Raw genomic sequence first — 20,494 nt, 5'->3', positions numbered from 1 at the left:
CCGGGCTCAAGCCGCCGTCTGTCATCCGGCGACCGCCGAACCGATCAGTTTATGCCGACGCTCTCCAGCGTGGCGGGCGGCGTGGTGATGTTGTCGCGCAGGCGCCGCGCGGCGTGCTCACAGCGGCCCGGCAGGCCGAAGAACAGCCCGAACGACTGGCTACGCGCCTCCGCATCGGGATTGGCCATCAGCGGGGCCCACTGCGCCTTGACGGCGGCGACGGCCTGCTCGGCCTCGGCCTTCGAAGGCGCCGACTGACGCGGCGCGGCCGCCGCCAGGGCGCTGCGGAAATCCTGGGCTTCGAGACGGCCCAGACGCACCAGCTCGACATCCTCCGGCGCGCGCGACGTCAGCGTTTCGCCCAGATCGGCATGTCCGGTCACCAGCGCATCGCACCACGCCACCAGCGGATAGTCGGCGCTCGGCGCGCCGCGCGGCAACGGCCGTGCGTAGGCGATGGCCTCGCGCGTCTTCAACGCATCGGCCGTCTCGCCCGAGCGATTACCCGTCACGATCGGTCCATCCTGGGCGTTAGCATCCTGAGACGCGACAAGCAGCAACGGCAACGCAACTAAGCCGCTGAGAAGGATTGCACCAAATCTAGCCATGACTACCTGCAAACTCGCCTGAATGTGTGGGTGTGTAGAAGGCAACGCATAGCTTGCAACGTGGCCTTTAATGGGGCGCGTAAGGAAAAAAGGGCGGCGAACCTGCGTTCGCCGCCCCATTAGTGTCGCCTCGTATTGAAGCTTAGAACGCCCAGTCGAAACCGATGCGCATGAAGCGAGGCTGTTGATAAGCAACGGGCTTGCCGTAGTTCGGGTCCACAGCGCCGGAAGCCAGATCACCCTGTTCGTAGAGCTCGGTTTGACCCTTCTCGTTGAACACGTTGAAGATGTCGGCGCGCAGAACCAAATCGCCCGGCAGCGACACAGGAACAGTGTAGCGAAGCGACAGGTCCAGGTTTCCGGTCCATTCCGAGTTAAAGCGCGATCCACGAGGAACGGCGATACCTTGGCAGAAGCGCGACGACACGCCGTAAGCCGCAGCGTCGGCATCCGTCGGGTGAACACCCAAGCAACCATAAGGCTTGCCGGACTGGACGCGCAGGTTGGCGCCGACCAGAAGTCCGTCGAACACCTGATACGAACCGAACAGTTTGATCTGGTGAGCGCGGTGGTTCGGCAGCAGACCGTACTGATTGTCCGCCAGACCGATGTGGTCGAACAGGATGGTCGAGCCAGCGTCGGTTTGACCGTTGTCCGAGAGCACGGTGCCTTCGTAGTTACCGATGTTCTTCGAGATCACGTAGGAACCTTGCAGACCCCACTTGCCATCGAAGGCGCGCTCGAACTGGAAGGTGAGACCGGTATATTCACGGATCGCCTTCACATAGCCGGTATCTTGGGCCGCAACAGTAATGACGCGCGACGTGGTTTCACCGGGCAGCGGATCACGCAGACGGAAGACCAGATCACGGCCGGGGTTGGCGATCAGGTATTGATAGTCGCCGAAGTAGATGTCTTCGCACCCAACGATGCCTTCCCGAGCGCACAGCGCGTTGATGTAGGCGTCAACCGCGATGTCCTCGGACGTGTTGTTCAGACGACGGTGGGTCAGGGTGACCCCGGCGGACCAAAGATCGCCAAACTGACGTTCATAACCCAGCACGAACTCGTCTTCGGACGTGGGATCCAGGTTCAACGCGGACTTCGAGATCGCAGGTTCGACGCTGCCGTTGCCGTTAACTTCACAGCCGACAACGCCAACCGTTCCACGACCACCCGCCGGGCACGCCGAAGGTCCCGTACGGTAGCCGGGGTTGCTAGCCAAGGTGATTTGGCTGCCCAGCGCTGCAGGCAAGCCGGTGACCGGATCGATCTGGAACCCGCCAGCCGGAGCATTGAAGTACTCGTTAAAGAACAGATCGCCGGATCGGAAGCCGAGGTTCAGAGCAGGCGGAACGAAATAGCGGCCGTACGAACCGAAGATACGATCAACCCGGTTGCCGGTAGGATCATAGCTAAAGCCAGCGCGGAGCGCATAGTTGTCGTTCAACTCGACCGACTTATCGCCAGCCAGGTTCTCAGCCTCGAACGAGTCATTTCTCAGGCCAATTTGAACGTTCAGTTGATCGTTCACATCCCAAGAGTCTTGGATGTACCAAGCGCGGTTTTGGCCCTTAATGGTGCCGCCAAACGTACCGACGGTTACTTGGACATAATCTTGACCAGCAGCCACGCCACGGGCGTCGTTTGCCGAGCCACGACGATAGATATAGTTATAACCGCCATTCCGCTGAGAAACCTTGAACTCTTCGAGCTTCTCATTGTCGATGCCGAAGCGAACGTGGTGATCACCGAACAGGCTAAAGTAGACATCGGCATCGGCGCGGTAGAACTCACGACGGGTGTCGATGATGCTTTGAGAGGCGGTGGGCTGAGTCGTAGAAAGGCGCTGCGTGGTTCCCGAACGCACATCTTGCACCAGCGAGAGCGACGGATCGCCCGGCAGAGTGTTATTCGTGTCTTCATTCACGCCGTAAGCAGCCGAAACCGTCAACCAGTCGGTGAACGATCCGGTATAACGACCCACGTAGTTTTCGCCGCCTTGCTGGAAGGTGGTCTTGTTCGCAGTCGTACCAATCACGCCGGTACGGTTGTTGAACGAATAGGTCTCACGCTCCGTTTCACGCGAAGTGTCGAAATAGGTGAATTCGACGCGGTGACCTTCGAACAGGTTGGCGTCGATCTTGGCGCCGTAGAAGGGATCGTCAGATTTATCGATGTTATAGCTGTTGCCCGTAATGGACGCGAAACGGCTTTCGTTATCGCGGCCTTGCGCCAAGCCATAGAAGAACAGACGATCGCGAATGATCGGACCGCCCAGCTCAAGCGTGTAGTCTGCTTGCCTGGTCTCGGTCAGACGGTTGGCGGATTGGAAGGTGTCCGGCGACGTTTCTTCCAGCTCGGAACCGGTGTAGTTGCCGTGCAGGCCCATCTTGAATTCGTTGGTGCCCGACTTAGTAACGGCGTTGATCACGCCGCCAAGCGCGCGGCCGAATTCGGCCGGATAGCCGCCCGTCTTGACCTCGATAGTCTTATAGAAGTCGAACGGAACGGTCACGGATCCGACATAGGTGTCGAAATTGGTGGTGTTCAGACCGTTAACGTAGAATGCGTTTTCACCAACCGACGCACCGCCGATCGAGGGTTGCCCAGCAAACGCAGCGTTAGCTGCCGATCCACCCGCAGTCGCGGTGGGCGCCAGCAGCGTGACGGCTGTCAGACTGCGACCGACCGGAACCTGCTTTGTCAGTTCTTCGATATCGACGGTCAGACCGGTCGTCGTGCGTGTGAAGTCGACGCCCTGGCGAACGCCGACGACGACGATGTCGCCTAGGTTGCTTGCGTCGGCGCTGGCGGAACCTTGAGCCGCCAAGGTGAAAGTGAACGACGAAGAATCGCCCAGCGATACTACGACTTGTTCAGACAGGGTGTCATAGCCGGGCGCTTCAACCACGACATCATATCGACCCGTCGGGATGAGCGGGATGCGGAACGTGCCGTTCGCGCTCGTCGTGACGTTGCGGGTCGCGCCTTGAGCAGCGGATCGGACGGTGACGGCGGCGCCAGACAGAGCCTTTCCGTCGGTACCTTGAACCACGCCAGCAAGGGTGCCGTTGGTGTAATCCTGGGCCGAGGCGACGCTGGGCGTCAGCAGGGTGACGGCGGGCACGGCGACAACAGCCATCAGCGCTGCGCTGCCGATCATAGTCGAATGGAGTAGTAGCTGCTTGATATTCAGCGTCATGAAAGAATTCCCCTTCCTTCGACGCGCCCACGTCTCCGCAGGCAGCGACACGAATCTCATGCAAAGGCATGATTGGCGTCACCTTAGGGCGTTCTGTCGCAGGCTGGGTAGGTCAGAACGTCTGCGTCAGGCTCTTACTCTTTTCATGTCGCAATCGTGCCACACACCTGTCACCTACCAGACAATGTGTGAACTTTGCTTGTGGCATAGGGCGCGGTCTCCGGCGTGCAGGAGGCGGCGATCAGTTGCACCGCGGCGAGACACAGGATCGCCGCCGCGACGAACGGAAGCCGATTTGATACAGCGTTGGCGATCGAACGGGCCATTGTGGGCGCTCCAGGCATGATTACCGAGACGTTAACGCAAGCTCTGCGCCAAACGCGGCCGTGACGATGATCCCGTTCGTCAGGGCGTTCGACTTCGCCTATGGGCGACGCGATCAGGTGTCGCCTTTGATTCAGCGCGTGATCGCCGACAATCCGGGGCCTTTCACCTTCACCGGGACGGGGACCTATATCGTCGGCCGACCGGACCAAGGGGCCGAGGTCGCGGTGATCGATCCAGGGCCGCTGGATGAGGCGCATCTGGCGGCGCTGATGGCGGCGGTCGAGGGGCGGCGGGTCAGCCATGTGCTGGTGACGCATACGCATCGGGATCATGCGCCTCTGGCCCGGCGGTTCGCCGAGGCGACCGGAGCACGGATTTGGGCGGCCCGGCCTCCGGTGCGGGAAACGCTTGCGTCGGGTGCGCTTGACGAGGATGAGGATGCGGACTTCGCGCCAGATGTGGTGCTGACGGGCGGCGAGGTCATCGAAGGCGACGGCTGGACGATCGAGGCGATATTCACGCCCGGTCACGCGTCAAATCATATGGCTTTCGCTCTGCTCGAAGAGAACGCGCTGTTCTGTGGCGACCACGTCATGGGCTGGTCGACGACGGTCGTGGCGCCGCCGGATGGGAATATGCGTCAGTATATGGCCAGCCTGGATGCGGTGATCGCGCGCGACTTCGATGTGCTGTGGCCGACCCATGGGGCGCCGGTGACGGAGGTGCGGCCGTTTCTGGAAGCCTATCGCGCGCATCGGCTGCAGCGGGAGGCGCAAGTGCTCCAGCGGCTGGCGGCGGGAGATCGCACGATCACCGAGATGGTCCCGGTTCTCTACGCTGCCGTCGATCAGCGGCTGTGGCCGGCAGCGTCGCTGTCGGTGCTGGCGCATCTGATCAAGCTGGTCGAGGACGGCGCGGCGATCAGCGATGGCGTGCCCGGCCTGTCGGCGCAGTTCCGGCTGACTTAGCGTCCCGCTTCCAGGTTTCGGGTGATCTTGGCGGCGAGGCGACAGGTGGCGCCGCCGTCGGGACGGCTGTTGCGAGCCGCGACGCGAATGTCTGTGCGCCCGGGACGGATGCGGACGACGGCGTCGGTAGCGAAGCCGAACCAGGCGCCGGCGTGCACGGCTTCGACCTGGAAGGTTGTGGCGCGGGTGACGACGAAGCCGGCATCGACCAGCGCGGAGGTCGCCTGCTGGGCCAGGACCTGGGTCGGGATGGCGTCCACACCGTTACAGGTCTGCGGCGCGCCGCTGCGCGGGCCGGCGGCGCGCGGCAGGCCCGGCGGCTCGTCCAGGTTGGTGCTGACGTCACGTGGATGGGGCGTCGCATCCTGGCCCTGACGCAGCACGAAGCCGGCGACGGTCGCACCCGAGAGAACCAGCGCCACCAGCGCATAAATCCCTCTGCCCCTCAGATCGCGCAGCGCCAGCACCACCGCCGCCAGAGCCGCCGCCAGACCGACCCAGGCCAGGATGCGCGCCACGGTCCAGGTCAGCAGGTCGTAACCGATCGCAAGATCGAGCCCGCCGAACCGCGTCGCCGTAACGGCTGCCACGATCAGCACGAAGGGCGCCGCCGCCAGCGCCGTCAGCCAGGGCAGAATGGCGGGTACGGGCTTTCTGGTCGGCATTCAGGCTCCTGTTCTAACTTAGGCAGCGGTCGGCAGACGATAGTCCTTCATCCGGTCGCGCAGAAGCTTCTTGTCGATCTTGCCGGTCGCGCCCAGCGGGATGTCGTCCACGGCGACCACATCGTCGGGCATCCACCACTTGGCGATCTTGCCGGTCAGGAAGTCCAGATGCTCCTGCTTGTCCAGCGTCTCGTCGGGCTTGAGCTTCAGGATCAGCACGGGCCGTTCGTCCCATTTGGGGTGGGCCGCGCCGATGACGGCGGCGATCTCGACCTTGGGGTGGCCGACGGCGATGTTCTCGATCTCGATGGAGCTGATCCACTCGCCGCCAGACTTGATGACGTCCTTGGCGCGGTCGGTAATCTGCATGAAGCCCAGGTCGTCGACCGTGGCCACATCGCCGGTGTCGAAGAAGCCTTCGTCGTCCAGGATCGAGCCGTCTTCCTTGAAATAGGCGCGGCTGATCGTCGGTCCCTTGACCATCAGGCGGCCGAAGGTCGCGCCGTCATGCGGCAGTTCGGCGCCCGCCTCGTCCTTCAGCTTCAACTCGACGCCCAGCGGCGGCACGCCCTGCTTCAGGCGGTATTTCATCTGCTCGTCGTAGGACAGCTTCAGGATTTCGGGTGGCAGGTTGGCGATGGTGCCGATGGGCGAGGTCTCGGTCATGCCCCAGGCGTGGGTGACCTCAACGCCGAAATCGTCCTGGAAGCCGCGGATCAGGCTTTCGGGGCAGGCCGAGCCGCCGATCAGCACGCGTTTCAGGGTCGAGAAGCCCAGACCGTTCTGTTTCATGTGGGCGAACAGGCCCTGCCAGACGGTCGGCACGGCGGCCGAGAAGGTGACGCCCTCCTGTTCGATCAGCTCATAGATCGACTGACCGTCCATCTTGGCGCCCGGCATCACCAGCTTGGTGCCGGCGGCGGGACCGGCGAAGGCGATGCCCCAGGCGTTGGCGTGGAACATCGGCACGACCGGCAGGATCACCTCCTTGGGCGTGGCGCCCATCACCGTGGCCTGAAGGCCCATGAAGGTGTGCAGGAAGTTGGAGCGGTGCGAATACAGCACGCCCTTCGGATTGCCTGTGGTGCCAGAGGTGTAGCAGAGGCCGCAGGCCGTCTGTTCGTCGAAGTCGCCCCAGACCACGTCGGTCGATTGACCGGCGATCGCGTCCTCATAGGCGACGGCCTTGGGCAGCTTCGTCTGCGGCATATGGGCGGCGTCGGTCATGATGACGACGCGCTCGACCTTGGGGATATGCGGCAGGATGGCTTCCAGCAGCGGCACGAAGGTCAGGTCGACGAAGATGATCCGGTCTTCGGCGTGATTGATGATATAGATGAGCTGTTCGGGGAACAGGCGCGGGTTCAGGGTATGGCACACCCCGCCGATGCCCATGATGCCGTACCAGGCCTCGATATGATTGGCGGTGTTCCAGGCCAGGGTGGCGACGCGGTCGCCCGGCTTGACGCCCCAGTCCTTCAGCGCACTGGACACGCGTTTGGCCCGGTCGTGGATCTGGGCGTAGGTCGTGCGAACGATGGGCCCCTCGACCGAGCGCGTCACCACTTCGCGCTCGCCATGCCAGTTTTTGGCGTGGTCGATGATCTTGTCGACCGTCAGCGGCCAGTCCTGCATCAAGCCCAGCATGTCGTATCCTTGTCCCTTGGATGCGTCTGCTTTGATGCGACGCTTGAGCCGACGCTAACATCGGTGATCGGCGATAAGCAACGTGACGTAGCGTCAGCAACGGCGCGGCGGATCGTCCCCCGTGGCGTCGGCCGGTTCAGCGGTCTAGAAGGCCGCCCATGACCATATTGATCGCGATCACGGGGGGCTCCGGCTCCGGCAAAAGCACCTTGGCGGAGGCGTTGGTCTCGGCCCTGCCGGAAGGGTCGGCCGTGCTGGTGCGCGAGGACAGCTATTATAAGGACGCAGCCTCCCTGCCCGGCTTCGACGCCGCGACCTTCGACTTCGACGATGTGACGGCGCGCGATCACGACCTGATGATCGCAGACCTGAAGGCATTGAAGGCCGGGCGCGCGGTGACGGCGCCGGTCTATTCCTTCATCCATCACGGCCGCGAGCCGGGCGGCGAGCCGATCCCGGCGGCCGAGGTGGTGATCGTCGAGGGCACGCATGTTCTGTGCACCCCCGATCTGACCGCCCTGTTCGACATCCGGGTCTTCGTGGACACCCCCGCCGACATCCGCTTCATCCGCCGCCTGCTGCGCGACCAGGCCGAGCGGGGCCGATCGGCGGATTCGGTCGTGGCGCAATATCTGGCGACTGTTCGGCCGGGGCATGAACGCCTGACCGAACCGTCGCGCACCCACGCCGACTTCATCGTCGCCGATGCGACGGCCGCCGTCCGCCTGGAAGACCCCCAGGCTGTGGTGCGTCTCGCCGCGCCGGTCCTGGCCCATCCGCTGCTGCAGGCCATGTTGGACGATTAGGACCAAAGGTCTCTGATGCGGTCTGGCGACTGGACCGTAAGGATAGGCTGTTGGTCTGCACCGCTGGCGGCGAGGTCGCGTGCCTCCTGCGCCTCCGCCGCGCGTTTCAGCGCCTTGATGCGCGCGCGCTCGTCTGCTTCGGCCTGTTTGATGACCTTGATGGCGTCCAGGCGTTCGTACTCGACCAGCAACTCCGCGCGGATGCGGTCATCCTCGGCCTCTTCCTCGGGCGTCTGTCTGTAGGGCGGCGGGAGACCGCGACCGGGTTTGGGACGACGAGGTTTGGGGCGGGCCATGCGGGTCTCCGGACAGGGGGTATCAGCTTCGCGGCGTTCGGCCTGCGAAGTCTGGAGGGCTGGGCGGAGCGCCGGGCCTTCGCCCGGAGTGTGAGTTTGTAGTTACCGTTTCGACGAAGGGTATGACGCTCCGCGCGGAAGGTTGGCCTGCAAGCTCGGGGCGCCGAGCGGTGGCGGTCTTATCGCCTAACCCCATAAGCCTGCGACGGGCGGGTCGGAGCAGCGATCCCCGATCCCCGGTGCGGCCGAGTATCCCCCTCGACCCTGCGACGCGACGGGCGGGTCGGAGCAGCGATCCCCGATCCCCGGTGCGGCCGAGTATCCCCCTCGACCCTGCGACGCGACTGCGGACGCCGGGGCGATTCCCCGGCCGATCAGCCCCGGCGCCGCGATGGAGTCTCACCATCGCCCCCATTCCCTCCGCTCTCGCCGCCGCAAGGTCGCAGGCCAGGCGAGCCCTCCATGCGACGAGACGGATGCATTATGGGGCCGTTTGACCCCGTGGATGGGAGACGGGGGACATAAATCGGCAAGCGGTTGAAATCGCTGCGGATGGACCAGCGGCATTGCGATGGCTGAGCATCGCCACCTCCCCATTTCATGGGGAGGTGGCTCGAAGCGCAGCGGAAAGACGGAGGGGCTCTTCAGCGCATCGGCGGCCTCTGTGGGACTTCAAGAACCCCTCCACCGCTTCGCGGTCCTCCTCCCCGCGCTGCGGGGAGGAGACGGTTGGATCAGATCAGTCCCGCCAGCGGCGACGACGGGTCGGCATACATCCGCTTCGCCATCCGGCCGGCCTGATAGGCGTCGCGGCCGGCGATGACGGCGTGTTTCATGGCGCGGGCCATGCGGATGGGGTCCTTGGCTCCAGCGATGGCGGTATTCATCAGGACGGCGTCGCAGCCCAGTTCCATCGCGCGCGTCGCGTCCGAGGCCGTGCCGACGCCCGCATCGACCAGCACCGGCACCTTGGCCTGTTCGACGATGAGGCGGACATTGACCTCGTTCTGGATACCAAGGCCCGAGCCGATCGGGGCGGCGGCAGGCATGATGGCGGCGGCGCCGGCGTCTTCGAGCCGCTTGGCCATCACCACGTCGTCGGTGCAATAGACCATGACGTCGAAGCCGTCCTTGATCAGCAGATCCAGCGCCCGCAGGGTCTCGATCATGTCGGGATACAGGTGGGCGGTGTTGGACAGCACCTCCAGCTTGACCAGGCTCCAGCCGCCGGCCTCGCGCGCCAGACGCAAGGTGCGCACCGCATCCTCGCCCGTGAAGCAGCCGGCGGTGTTGGGCAGGAAGGTGAAGCGATCCGGCTTCACATAGTCGACCAGCATCGGCTGGGTCGGGTCGGACAGGTTCACCCGGCGCACGGCCACGGTGACGATCTCGGCCCCGGCCGCCTCGGCTGCGGCGGCGTTCTGGGCGTAGTCGGCATATTTGCCGGTGCCCACGATCAGGCGCGAGTTGAAGGTGCGGCCGGCGACGGACCAGGTTTCGTTGGCTGTATCGGTCATGGATGCTGACCTAGGCCTCTCAGGCGCGCGGGGGAACCCGTCGTAGCCCGATTTGATCGGATCACCCGCCGCCGACGAACTGGACCAGCTCAATACGATCGCCTGCGGCGACCGGCGTGGCGGCGTGAAGCGACTTGGGCACGATCTCGAGATTGCGTTCGACGGCGACCTTGCGCGGGTCCAGCGACAGTTCCTCGACCAGGGCCAGGATGGTGGCGGCCTGGACCTGACGTGGCTCGCCATTGAGATGGATCTGGTGCACGCGCATTCTCCCTGACCTTCGCCTCTCCGACCGTCGCGCGTCAGATAGACGGTGACAGGCCGCTTCGCCAGACTGTGCGCTCAGCCGGCCTCGAACAGGAAGGCGCCGACCGCAACGGCCAGGGCCGCAAAGGTCGCCACCACGGTTCTCAGGATCAGTTTGCCGTCCTGGCGCATCCTCGCCGCTCCCTCAGGCCGTCCCGACCAGGGACGATGGCAGCCGGCGCTGCGAAATCCACGCCATCGCACGTAACGTCGGGTAAGGTTCAACGCCGCGAGCGTTTGACCCACGCCCTGCGTCCGCTAAAAGGCCCCTCTTGCGCCGCGCTGCGCCGGATCGATTCTGGAACCATGGCCGAAACGCCCGTCATTCATGTGCTGAACGGCCCCAATCTGAATCTGCTCGGGGTTCGGGAGCCGGATATCTATGGCCGCGACACCTTGGCGGACATCGAGCAGCGCTGCGTCAAGGCGGCCGGCGAGGCGCAAATCGTGTTTCGCCAGACCAATCATGAGGGCGTTCTGGTCGACTGGATCCAGGAGGCGCGCGAGAGCGCCGACGTCCTGATCATCAATCCGGCCGCCTATGGGCATACGTCGGTGGCGCTGCACGATGCGCTGAAGACGCTGTCGATCCCGGTGATCGAGCTGCATCTGTCCAATCCGGCGGCGCGCGAGGCGTTTCGCCATCACTCCTATGTGTCCTCCGCGGCGACCGGCGTCATCGCCGGCTTCGGCGCGGCGGGCTATGAACTGGCCGTCCAGGCGGCTCTCACCAAGGTTCGGGAACGCGGCTGAGGCCCGTCCCGTTTACTCAAGACCACGAAAGACAAGGCGCACTCCAATGGCCGATGACAAGAAACACGCCGAAATCGACGCCAGCCTGGTTCGCCAGCTGGCCGACATCCTGAACGAGACCGACCTGACGGAAGTCGAAGTCGAGCGCGGCGATCTGCGCATCCGCGTCGCCCGCGAAATCACCGTCAACGCCGCCCCGGTCCAGTACGCCGCCGCTCCGGCTGCTGCCGCTGCGCCCGCTGCTGCTGCTGCGCCTGCCGCCATGCCATCGGATCCGGCGACCATCGTCGCCCGCGCCGGCGAAGAGGTTAAGTCGCCAATGGTCGGCACCGCCTATCTGCAGGCCTCGCCGGAGGCGCCGGCCTTCGTCCAGCCGGGCGACAAGGTCAAGAAGGGCCAGACGCTGCTGATCGTCGAAGCCATGAAGACGATGAACCCGATCCAGGCCCCGCGCGACGGCGTCGTCGCCGAAATCCTGGTCGGCGACGCCCAGCCGGTCGAGTTCGGCGAACCCCTCGTCCTGCTGGAAGCCTGAGCCGTGTTCACGAAAGTCCTGATCGCCAACCGGGGCGAGATCGCGCTGCGCATCCACCGGGCGTGCAAGGAGATGGGCATCTCGACCGTCGCCGTCCACTCCGAAGCCGACCGCGGCGCCATGTGGGTGCGGCTGGCGGACGAGAGCGTCTGCATCGGCCCCGCCTCGGCGGCCAAGTCGTATCTGAACATCCCGTCGATCATCGCGGCGGCCGAGATCACCGGCGCCCAGGCGATCCACCCCGGCTATGGCTTCCTGTCGGAGAACGCCCGCTTCGCCGAGATCGTCGAGGCCCACGGCATGACCTTCATCGGCCCCAAGCCCGAGCATATCCGGGTGATGGGCGACAAGATCAGCGCCAAACAGACGGTCAAGGACGCCGGCATCCCCGTCGTCCCCGGCTCGGATGGCGAAGTCGAGACCGTCGAGGCCGCGATCGAGGCGTCCAAATCCATCGGCTTCCCCCTGATCGTCAAGGCGGCGGCGGGCGGCGGCGGACGCGGCATGAAGGTCGCCCTGACGCCTGACGATCTGGTCGAGGCTGTCCAGACCGCCCAGTCCGAGGCCAAGGCCGCCTTCGGAAACGGCGCCGTCTATATGGAGCGCTACCTCCAGAAGCCGCGCCACATCGAGATCCAGGTCATCGCCGACAGCCACGGCAATGTCGTCCACCTGGGCGAACGCGACTGCTCGCTGCAACGCCGTCACCAGAAGGTGCTGGAAGAGGCCCCCTCACCCGCCCTGTCGGCCGAGGGTCGCAAGCAGATCGGCGAGACGGTCAACAAGGCCATCGCCGCCATCGGCTATCTGGGCGTCGGCACCATCGAGTTCCTGTGGGAGGACGGCGAGTTCTTCTTCATCGAGATGAACACCCGCCTGCAGGTCGAACACCCGGTCACCGAAATGATCACGGGCGTCGACCTGGTTCGCGAACAGGTGCGCATCGCCGCCGGTCTGCCGCTGTCGTTCACCCAGGACGAGATCGAGTTCAAAGGCCACGCCATCGAGGTGCGGATCAACGCCGAGAACCCGGAGACCTTCACCCCGTCCCCAGGCAAGATCACCGACTTCCACGCACCGGGCGGCTTGGGCGTGCGCCTGGATAGCGCGATCTACGCCGGCTATTCGATCCCGCCCTATTACGACAGCCTGATCGGCAAGCTTATTGTTCACGGCCGCGACCGCGAGGAGGCCATCGCCCGCCTGAAGCGTTCGCTGAACGAGGTGGTCATCGGCGGCGTCGATACGACCATCCCCCTGTTCCAGAAGTTGCTGGCCGAGCCGGACATCCTGTCGGGCGACTACGACATCCACTGGCTGGAGAAATGGGCGGCCCGTCAGAAGGGCGACGCCTGACCGACCCCGATTTCAGCGCCAGCGGGCCTTTCGGCGGTTTCGGCCCCGAGGACCTGCTAGCCTGTTACGCCCGGGGCGTGTTTCCGATGGCCGAGGCGCGCGATGATCCGCGCGTCTTCATTATCGAGCCGGAACAGCGCGGCGTCATTCCGCTGGACGCCTTCCACATCCCCAGCCGCCTGCGCCGCACCGTGCGGGGCGAGCCGTGCGAGGTGCGGGTCGATACAGCCTTCGAGGCGGTGCTGGATGGATGCGCGGCGGCGCAAGGACCGGATCGCGAAGACACCTGGATCAACGGCCCGATCCGGCGGCTGTACGCCGCCCTGTTCGCCATGGGTTTCGTTCATTCCATCGAGTGCTGGCGTGATGAGCGGCTGGTCGGCGGGCTTTACGGCGTGTCGCTGGGCGGGGCCTTCTTCGGCGAGAGCATGTTCAGCCGCGAGCGGGACGCCTCCAAGGTCGCTCTGGTGCATCTGGTCGCGCGCCTGCGAAAGGGCGGCTGGACCCTGCTGGACGCCCAGTTTCTGACCGACCATCTGAGCCAGTTCGGTGCGGTTGAAACGCCGCAAGCGACCTATCTTGAGCGACTTCAGCCCGCGCTGTCGGTTAGACCGGACCAAGGCGCGTTGCGCGCACCCCTGACCGGTGCAGAAGCGGTCGCCTTGGCCAGCGCCTAGTCTGTCCGGACACGATTTGGGGCCCGTCCCGACAGCTTAGGATTGGCGTGTTCGCCCAGCCTGACGGTCAATGGCGGCATGACCCAGACCCCGCCAAAAGCCCCGCCCCGCCCGTCCCTTCTTCGCGAGGTGCGAGAGATCGCCCTGACGCTGCTCTTCGCCGTCATCCTGGCGCTCGCGATCCGCATCGTCCTGTTCCAGCCCTTCACCATCCCGTCGTCGTCGATGGAGCCGGGGCTGGTGACCGGCGACTATATCGTCGTGTCGAAATATCCCTATGGCTGGAGCACGGCGTCTCTGCCGTTCAATCCGGCGATGTCGCCGGGACGGCTGTTCGGGCGCGAGCCGAGACGCGGCGACGTCGTAGTGTTCCGCCTGCCGCGCGACCCCAGCGAGGCCTGGATCAAGCGCGTCGTCGGCCTTCCGGGCGACACGGTTCAGGTGCGGGGCGGCGTTGTGTTCGTCAATGGCGACCCGGTGCGACAGACCCGGCTGGATGTCGTCGCCGACCACGATGCGCCTCAAAGACGGGTCCAGCAGGTGCGCGAGACGCTGGCGGACGGGCGTTCCTACGTCACCTACGACGGCGGATCGGGCTTGCCGGGCGACGACACGCCTGCGCGCCGGGTGCCGGCGGGCTGCTATCTGATGATGGGCGACAATCGCGACAACTCGCTGGACAGCCGCTGGCCGCCCGAGATCGGCGTCGGCCTGCTGCCGGCCGAAAACATCATCGGCCGGGCCGAGGTGGTGCTGGCCTCATGGAAGCCGGGCGCAGGCCTGTTAAAGCCCTGGACGTGGCTGAACCTTCAGTGGGATCGGTTCCTGGTCCGCATCCGCTAACGCGCCCGGTACTCATCGAAGCTGATGACACCGTCGTGATTGCGGTCCAGCCGGTCGAAGTCGGCGCGGGTGGGTGACGATTGGGCCAGGGAGGGCGCGGCGACGGCGCCCAGCGCCAGGCCCGCGACGGCGGCGGCCAGCAGGGGCCGCCAGCCCAGGCGGGGTTGAGGGCGTGCGGATGACGTCGCGTTCAACTCGGCGTCTATGAAGCGGCGAATGGCGTCGCTGGCTGTCCTGCCCTCGTCACGGCACCGGGCCATGAAGGCGGTCTTGGTCGCGTGGGGCAGTCGGATTTCGACCGTCTCGGTCTTCTTGGGCGGCTTGTTGCGATCCATGGCGCGCCTCCTCGCGGCGTCAGAGCTCAGTTCTTACACCCGACGACCCAGGCGTCATAGTAGGGGCTCTGGACCCCGCTGACGGCGGGCGACGAGGCGAACATCCAGCCGCGGAAGATCTGGCGGCCTTCCTGCCGGCCGCGCGCCTGAAGCGAGACGTCCATATAGGCGATGGCGTCTTCGGTCAGTTCGTCCGGTGTCGTGACCTCGCAGGCGCGGGCCGCGAAGATCAGATTCTGGTTGAAGCGCACGGGACGACCGCCGACCTCCACCTCGAACTTCATCGTCTCGGCGGTGACCTTGTCGATGGCCTGGATGATCGCGAACTTGCGACGCTGGCGACGCGCGGGCGTGGCGGGCTGGTCGATGGCCTTGGTGGCGACGGGCTTCTCGGTCGCCACCTCTTCCTCGGCCTTTTCCTCGACGGCGGCGTCCTCGGCGATGACGACGTTGGGCGGCGGGGCCACGGCGACCGGAGAACGCGGAGCCGGCGCGCCCGCAGGCGGCGTCTCGGTCGGGACCGAGGGCTGGGCCGGGGTGGTGCGCAGAATGTCGCCGATCGGATCCTGGACCGGACGTGCATCGCGCGGCGCGTCCTGAAGCACGCTGGCGGTCACTGCACCGGCGCTCAGCACAGCCGCGACGGACGCCGCGCCCAACAGGATGCGGCGGATTTTCACTCGGGCGTCCAGGCCTGATAGTCGCCGGTCGCGGCCGGGCGCTTGGCGTCGCCCGCCAGCGAGCCGGGCGGACGCCAGGCCAGAGGCGTGCCGGTCATATTGGGCAGATGCTCCTTCTCCCAGGCGCGACGCGGCAGCGGCTGCTCGGTCGGCGGCAGGTCAAAGGTGTAGTGCAGCCAGCCGTGCCAGTCGGGCGTCACCTTGGACGCCTCGGCATAGCCGTCATAGATGACCCAGCGACGCTTGCGGCCGTCGTAGCTGACGTTGTCGCGGCTCTCGTAATAGCGATTGCCGTTCTCGTCCTGGCCGACGAAGCGACCGCGCTTGGCGATGGTGAACCGGGTGCCGATCGTGGCGCCCTCCCACCAGCCGAAAATCTTGCTCAACACGTCGTGGAATCCAACCGTAAGGGGTCGCCGGAAAGGGAGGCGGCGTCTGGTGCGGATCATAGAAACCCGCGCCCTCTTCGTCCAGCGTTCAGGCGCCTGGCGGTGAATCGATATCTTGTGGGCAAACCTGCCCAGCGACACCAGATGTATTGGCTAGGCCGCGTGTGCATCCTAGGCTTGGCCGAACCTTTCGGAGAGACGCCGCCATGCGCTTTCAATCCGGCTTCGCCGCTCGCGCCGAACGAGTCGCGATGGAGACCCGCGCCATCGAGCGCCCCGCCGGCGTGCAACAGGTTTTGGCTCCCGCCGGCTGGTCCGACGTCCGGATCGAGGCCTGGCTGGACTGGGTCGAGGCGGAAGGATTCGCAACGCCCCTGTCCGGCGACTGGCTGAACGGCGGCGTCGACGCCTGGGCCGAGCGGCTGGCGGAGACAGGCGTGAGCGAGGGCGTGTTCGACCGGGCCGAGGCCGCCGCGTTCGTCGAAGAGCTGTCGGGCGCCTTCAGGCTGGGCCTGGCGGCGCCGGCGGCGTCTGGCCCTGCGGCTGTCGGCGTCGTCGATCTGAACGACCCCGGCGCGGCGGCGCGATTGAAGGCGCACGCCGGACGGCGCGCGGCTGCGCGTCTGGGGGCTCAGGCGGCCGACGCCCTGGCCGAGGCGCTGGCGGGCGTGGCCGATGCGGTCGATCGCTGCGAAGGCCCACGCGGCGACTGCGGCGACCCGTCACGCAATCCAGCCCTGGGCCGGGCGGCGGCGCTGGCGAGGCGTTGCGGCGCCAGCGACGCCGATATCCTGAGAGCCATCGACGGCGAACGGCCCGCGATGGCCCTGGAGCCTATGGTCGAAGGCGCGCCTCTGATCGCCTTGGCGGACCGGACCCAGATTGCGGCCGGCGCGCCCGAGGCCCTCTTGGCGGCCGAGGCGGCGCTGGACGGCGGGCTGATCGTCGCCTTCGACCCGCGCGATGCGGAGACCGCGACGGCGCAGACGGCTCGGGCCATCATCGACCTCAGCGCCGTGCTGGCGCTGGACGGCGACGCAGCGACCGATCTGACGGCCCTGACGCGGTTGCTGACCGTGGCGTTGGATCTTCAGACCGCGACGCCCGGCCCCATCGCCCTGGGGCTGGACGGCCTACTGGACGCGCTGTCCGCCAGCGACGACCGCATGGATCAGGCGCAGACGCTCGCGGGTGTGGTCGCGGCGACGGCGGCGCAGACCTCGGCCGAACTGGCGAGCCTGCGCGGTCCCTGCCCCGACTGGGCGAACCCGGAGAAGCCGCGTCGCCATTCGGCCATCGGCCTGTTCGTCGAGGATGCGGACGCACGGCTGCGGCTGGGCCTGGGTCGCGTCGCGGCGATCGATGTGTTCCAGACGGCCGACGGCGAGATCGGTCGCCGGCTGCACCCCGCGCTTGCCTCGGCCATCTCTGCCGCCGGCGGCGATGTCCAGGCGGCGGAGCGGTGGACGTTCGGTCGCCGCACCCTGGTCGAGGCGCCGGGCATCGACCATACAGCCTTGCGCGCCCTGGGCTTCACCGACATCGAACTGGCCGCCATCGAGACCGCCCTGGGCTGGGCCGAGGATTTCGACACGGTCTTCGCCGCCCCCGTCCTGGACCCCGGTTTCATCCGCGACGTCCTGGGCGTGGAAGACGGCGATGGTCTGCTGCTGACCCTGCTGGGCGTGTCGGAAGAGGCGGAGACGGCGGCGACGCGCTGGGTCTTCGGATATGGCGATCTGCGCGACTGGCCTGAGGCGCCGGCGTCCGTCGCCGCCCTGCTGGACGATCCGGCGGCGGCGGCGGCCGACCTGCGGCGCGCCGTCGAGCCGTTCAGCGACATGCCGGACCTCGCGATCGAACCGATGGACTGGCGCACGACCTCCACCCAGGCCGCGCGACTGCTGAGCCAGGGCGCGCTGGACGGTCATCGCGCCATTCGTCTGTCCCGCACCACACCGCCCGCCGGCCCGCTGGTGTCCCTGCCGTCGCTCGACACCGCCCGCCCCGAGCTTGGCCGCCCCGCGCCTGCCCGCGAAGCGCCTCGCCCGGCTCCGACGGAACGGGTCGTCGAACGCGTGGTCGAGCGCGAACGCGCGCGCCGCAAACTGCCCGACCGGCGCAAGGGCTATATCCAGAAGGCCGCCGTCGGAGGCCACAAGGTCTATATCCACACCGGCGAATACGAAGACGGCGAGCTCGGCGAAATCTTCATCGACATGCACAAGGAAGGCGCCGCCTTCCGCAGCCTGATGAACAACTTCGCCATCGCCATCTCGATCGGCCTGCAATACGGCGTGCCGCTGGACGAGTTCGTGGACGCCTTCGTCTTCACCCGGTTCGAGCCGGCCGGGCGCGTCACCGGCAACGACTCCATCAAGTCCGCGACCTCGATCCTGGACTACATCTTCCGCGAACTGGGCGTCTCCTATCTGGACCGGCATGAGCTGGCCAACGCCGGAACCGACGATCTGAACGCCGACGGTCTTGGCGACGGAAAACCCGACGCCAACGAAGCCGTGCCCGCCGCCCGGTTCATCTCCAAGGGGTTCGCGCGCGGTTCGGCGCCCGACAATCTGGTCGTCCTGCCCTTTGGCAAGAAAGGCGATCCAGAGGCTCGCGCCGCCGCCAACAGCGAGGCCGTCGCCTGCCCCGCCTGCGGCGATTTCAGCCTGCAGCAACGCGGCGCCGCCTGGGTCTGCGACACCTGCGGAGCCGCTCCGGCGCTCCAAGGAAGCGATCAGGGGTAGATTAAGGGTTATGGCCTAGGGTTTGCTGACAGACGATCGAACGTCGGAGCCCGGTCCATGAAACGCACACTTTCCCTCGGCCTGATCGCCGCCCTGCTGGCCGTCGCCGCGCCAGCGCTGGCCCAGAACGCGGGCCAGATCGCCAGCGTGAAGCGCGGCGCCTCCTGCGCCGGTTGCAATCTTTTTCAGGGCGACTTTTCGGGGCTGGAGGCGCGGGGCCTGAACCTGGCCGGCTCACGCCTGCGTCAGGCGGACCTGAGCCTCAGCGTCATGAACCGCACGAGATTTTCCAACGCCGACATGCGTGACGTCGAAGCCTATGGCGGCGTTTTCTCGGGATCCAACTTCTCGCGCGCCAACCTGACCAACGCCAGCTTCGTCGGCGCCTACCTGGAGGGCGCAAGCTTCGCCGGCGCGACCCTGTCGGGGACCAATCTGTCGGGCGCTCAGCTGGCGCGAGCCACCGGCCTGACCCAGGCCCAACTGAACCGGGCCTGCGGCGACGGCTCCACCGTCCTGCCTCGGGGCTTGCGCATTCCGGCCTGCTGAGCGGCGCCGACCTTGCCTCGATTTCATGAAGTTACCTCGATTTAAGTAGGTGCGGCGGGGGTTTCGAGGCATTCAGAGTGCGTGAAACAGATCGCTGAACATATCCGGGTCCGCCCCACATTGGCCCTGCTGACGCTGGGACTGGCGCTCGCCGCCTCCCCCGCCTTCGCCGGGGTCGAGATGTCGATGCAGGACCGCGACGTGGCCCGTTCGGTGTCGCTGGGCGGATCGTGCAATCGCTGCGAACTGTCCGGCCGCAATCTGTCGGGCGCCACCTTCACCGGCGCCAGCTTCATGAACGCCACCCTGGTGGGCGCCAACCTGCGCGGCGCCGAGATGATGGGCTCCAACTTCACCGGCAGTGATTTCAGCCGCGCCAACATGGGCGGGGTCGAGATCGTCGGCGCCAACTTCACCTCCGCCAACTTCACCGGGGCTCAGATCAACGGCGCCGAGGCGCAAGGATCGTCCTTCGTTCGCGCCAACCTGACCCGCGCCAACCTTTCGGGCAGCGAGATGCACGGGGTCAACTTCACCGGCGCCACCCTGGCCGGAACCAACTTCTCCAACTCGGAACTGTTCGGCGCCACACTGGCCAATGTTCGGGCGTCGGGCGCCAACTTCGCCAGCGCCGAAGTCACGGCCTCGAACCTTTCGGGCGGCGATTTCTCCAACGCGGACTTTTCGAACGCCAGCCTGGACGGGGCGCGATTGACCGGCGGCAGCTTCTCGCGCGCCGACTTCTCCAACGCCTCGCTGCGTCGAACCGACATTCGCGGCGCGGACCTGTCGGGCGCGCGAGGCCTGACGCAGGACCAGATCAGCGAAGCCTGCGGCGACGGCTCGACCCGCCTGCCCGGCCGCCTTTCGCCCCAGGCCTGCCGCAGCAGTTCTATTCGCATCGTCCGCGCAGCGCCCACGCCGCCGGTCCCGCCTCGCGTGCGAAACCTGGTCAACGCCGAAAACTAAGCCGTCCGCCTCGGACTCGTCCCTTCGGGACCGCCCCGTATCTCAGGCCTGACCCGCACCCCAAAGACCAGAGGCCTTGGCCTGCGGCGCAATCCGATGAAACTCGGACCTCTTACGGGCGCCTCTGGCGATCTGCGGGTAGCCCACAGCAAAACGGCCCCCGGATTGCTCCGGGGGCCGTTCTGTTACGCTACTGTTTCAGCCCGAGGACCGGGTCTTCTTACTCGACGATCTTGGCGACGACGCCGGCGCCGACGGTGCGGCCGCCTTCACGGATGGCGAAGCGCAGGCCCTGGTCCATCGCGATCGGGGT

22 protein-coding genes are annotated in these 20,494 nt (G+C 66.2%); 10 read left to right on the top strand and 12 right to left on the bottom strand.

All coding sequences use genetic code 11. The annotated features are described in order from the left end of the window. Positions 1 to 44 precede the first annotated feature (44 nt). From ASF31_RS13745 to ASF31_RS14645, 3 genes are all read right to left on the bottom strand, one after another. Positions 45 to 512, bottom strand: coding sequence for a hypothetical protein (locus ASF31_RS13745; RefSeq protein WP_200918648.1), 468 nt, complete (start codon positions 510 to 512; stop codon positions 45 to 47). Between the two features lie 238 nt (positions 513 to 750). Beyond that, the gene (locus tag ASF31_RS13740) at positions 751 to 3,813 is read right to left on the bottom strand and encodes a TonB-dependent receptor (protein WP_055755169.1); all 3,063 of its coding nucleotides are present in this window, start codon (positions 3,811 to 3,813) and stop codon (positions 751 to 753) included. Positions 3,814 to 3,983: 170 nt separating this feature from the next. Then, positions 3,984 to 4,139 carry a hypothetical protein gene (locus ASF31_RS14645; RefSeq protein ID WP_200918647.1) on the bottom strand — a complete coding sequence of 52 codons (156 nt, stop codon included), beginning with the start codon at positions 4,137 to 4,139 and terminating at the stop codon, positions 3,984 to 3,986. 66 nt (positions 4,140 to 4,205) lie between these two features. Here ASF31_RS14645 and ASF31_RS13735 point away from each other — a divergent pair, with 66 nt between their 5' ends. Next, positions 4,206 to 5,108: an MBL fold metallo-hydrolase gene (locus tag ASF31_RS13735; RefSeq protein WP_055755168.1), complete on the top strand. Its 903-nt coding sequence runs from the start codon at positions 4,206 to 4,208 to the stop codon at positions 5,106 to 5,108. Here ASF31_RS13735 and ASF31_RS13730 read toward each other — a convergent pair. Both ASF31_RS13730 and ASF31_RS13725 read right to left on the bottom strand, forming a co-directional pair. Continuing rightward, positions 5,105 to 5,773, bottom strand: coding sequence for a DUF1499 domain-containing protein (locus tag ASF31_RS13730; protein WP_055755167.1), 669 nt, complete (start codon positions 5,771 to 5,773; stop codon positions 5,105 to 5,107). The two genes, ASF31_RS13735 and ASF31_RS13730, sit on opposite strands and share 4 nt — an antisense overlap. An 18-nt stretch (positions 5,774 to 5,791) precedes the next feature. Then, on the bottom strand, positions 5,792 to 7,420 hold the full coding sequence (locus tag ASF31_RS13725) for a long-chain-fatty-acid--CoA ligase (RefSeq protein WP_055755166.1): 1,629 nt from the start codon (positions 7,418 to 7,420) through the stop codon (positions 5,792 to 5,794). 158 nt (positions 7,421 to 7,578) lie between these two features. On the opposite strand from ASF31_RS13725, the gene udk reads away from it, so the two are divergent. Beyond that, positions 7,579 to 8,226, top strand: a complete 648-nt coding sequence (gene udk, locus ASF31_RS13720) for a uridine kinase (RefSeq protein ID WP_055755165.1) — start codon at positions 7,579 to 7,581, stop codon at positions 8,224 to 8,226. Here the strand turns inward: udk and ASF31_RS13715 are convergent. From ASF31_RS13715 to thiS, 3 genes are all read right to left on the bottom strand, one after another. After that, positions 8,223 to 8,522 carry a hypothetical protein gene (locus ASF31_RS13715; protein WP_055755164.1) on the bottom strand — a complete coding sequence of 100 codons (300 nt, stop codon included), beginning with the start codon at positions 8,520 to 8,522 and terminating at the stop codon, positions 8,223 to 8,225. The two genes, udk and ASF31_RS13715, sit on opposite strands and share 4 nt — an antisense overlap. A gap of 734 nt (positions 8,523 to 9,256) precedes the next feature. Then, a complete protein-coding gene (locus ASF31_RS13710; RefSeq protein ID WP_055755163.1) occupies positions 9,257 to 10,039 on the bottom strand; it encodes a HisA/HisF-related TIM barrel protein in 783 nt (260 codons plus the stop codon). 61 nt (positions 10,040 to 10,100) lie between these two features. Then, a complete protein-coding gene (gene thiS / locus ASF31_RS13705; RefSeq protein WP_055755162.1) occupies positions 10,101 to 10,307 on the bottom strand; it encodes a sulfur carrier protein ThiS in 207 nt (68 codons plus the stop codon). Between the two features lie 344 nt (positions 10,308 to 10,651). Here thiS and aroQ point away from each other — a divergent pair, with 344 nt between their 5' ends. The 5 genes from aroQ to lepB all read left to right on the top strand — a co-directional run bounded on the left by aroQ (position 10,652) and on the right by lepB (position 14,509). Next, a complete protein-coding gene (gene aroQ / locus ASF31_RS13700) occupies positions 10,652 to 11,098 on the top strand; it encodes a type II 3-dehydroquinate dehydratase (protein WP_055755161.1) in 447 nt (148 codons plus the stop codon). A 46-nt stretch (positions 11,099 to 11,144) separates the two neighbouring features. Further along, a complete protein-coding gene (gene accB, locus ASF31_RS13695; RefSeq protein WP_055755160.1) occupies positions 11,145 to 11,633 on the top strand; it encodes an acetyl-CoA carboxylase biotin carboxyl carrier protein in 489 nt (162 codons plus the stop codon). Between the two features lie 3 nt (positions 11,634 to 11,636). Next, positions 11,637 to 12,989 (top strand): acetyl-CoA carboxylase biotin carboxylase subunit, encoded by a 1,353-nt coding sequence (gene accC / locus ASF31_RS13690; protein WP_055755159.1) that lies wholly within the window; start codon positions 11,637 to 11,639, stop codon positions 12,987 to 12,989. After that, a complete protein-coding gene (gene aat, locus ASF31_RS13685) occupies positions 12,959 to 13,666 on the top strand; it encodes a leucyl/phenylalanyl-tRNA--protein transferase (protein ID WP_082465149.1) in 708 nt (235 codons plus the stop codon). Before accC ends, aat begins: the two co-directional genes overlap by 31 nt. Before the next feature lie 78 nt (positions 13,667 to 13,744). After that, a complete protein-coding gene (gene lepB / locus ASF31_RS13680) occupies positions 13,745 to 14,509 on the top strand; it encodes a signal peptidase I (protein WP_055755240.1) in 765 nt (254 codons plus the stop codon). On the opposite strand, the gene ASF31_RS13675 is transcribed toward lepB, so the two are convergent. The 3 genes from ASF31_RS13675 to ASF31_RS13665 are packed head-to-tail and all read right to left on the bottom strand — an operon-like array spanning position 14,506 to position 15,913. Beyond that, the gene (locus ASF31_RS13675; protein WP_055755158.1) at positions 14,506 to 14,844 is read right to left on the bottom strand and encodes an EF-hand domain-containing protein; all 339 of its coding nucleotides are present in this window, start codon (positions 14,842 to 14,844) and stop codon (positions 14,506 to 14,508) included. The two genes, lepB and ASF31_RS13675, sit on opposite strands and share 4 nt — an antisense overlap. Before the next feature lie 26 nt (positions 14,845 to 14,870). Continuing rightward, complete coding sequence (locus tag ASF31_RS13670) at positions 14,871 to 15,524, bottom strand: DUF2155 domain-containing protein (RefSeq protein ID WP_055755157.1); 654 nt, start codon at positions 15,522 to 15,524, stop codon at positions 14,871 to 14,873. Beyond that, a complete protein-coding gene (locus tag ASF31_RS13665) occupies positions 15,521 to 15,913 on the bottom strand; it encodes an NADH:ubiquinone oxidoreductase subunit NDUFA12 (protein WP_055755156.1) in 393 nt (130 codons plus the stop codon). The genes ASF31_RS13670 and ASF31_RS13665 overlap by 4 nt, the downstream gene beginning before the upstream one ends. A gap of 206 nt (positions 15,914 to 16,119) precedes the next feature. Here ASF31_RS13665 and ASF31_RS13660 point away from each other — a divergent pair, with 206 nt between their 5' ends. The 3 genes from ASF31_RS13660 to ASF31_RS13650 all read left to right on the top strand — a co-directional run bounded on the left by ASF31_RS13660 (position 16,120) and on the right by ASF31_RS13650 (position 20,181). Continuing rightward, entirely contained in the window at positions 16,120 to 18,663 is a 2,544-nt protein-coding gene (locus ASF31_RS13660; protein ID WP_055755155.1) for a hypothetical protein, read from the top strand. A gap of 57 nt (positions 18,664 to 18,720) precedes the next feature. Continuing rightward, positions 18,721 to 19,212: a pentapeptide repeat-containing protein gene (locus ASF31_RS13655; RefSeq protein ID WP_055755154.1), complete on the top strand. Its 492-nt coding sequence runs from the start codon at positions 18,721 to 18,723 to the stop codon at positions 19,210 to 19,212. Between the two features lie 81 nt (positions 19,213 to 19,293). Beyond that, on the top strand, positions 19,294 to 20,181 hold the full coding sequence (locus ASF31_RS13650) for a pentapeptide repeat-containing protein (RefSeq protein ID WP_055755153.1): 888 nt from the start codon (positions 19,294 to 19,296) through the stop codon (positions 20,179 to 20,181). A gap of 220 nt (positions 20,182 to 20,401) precedes the next feature. Here ASF31_RS13650 and ASF31_RS14335 read toward each other — a convergent pair. Next, positions 20,402 to 20,494: hypothetical protein (locus ASF31_RS14335; RefSeq protein ID WP_200918645.1), on the bottom strand; the 93-nt coding region annotated here is incomplete at its 5' end.

The sequence above is a fragment of the Brevundimonas sp. Leaf280 genome, assembly GCF_001422455.1.
In the GTDB taxonomy this organism is placed as follows: domain Bacteria; phylum Pseudomonadota; class Alphaproteobacteria; order Caulobacterales; family Caulobacteraceae; genus Brevundimonas.
This window is presented reverse-complemented; position numbering and strand designations above follow the sequence as displayed.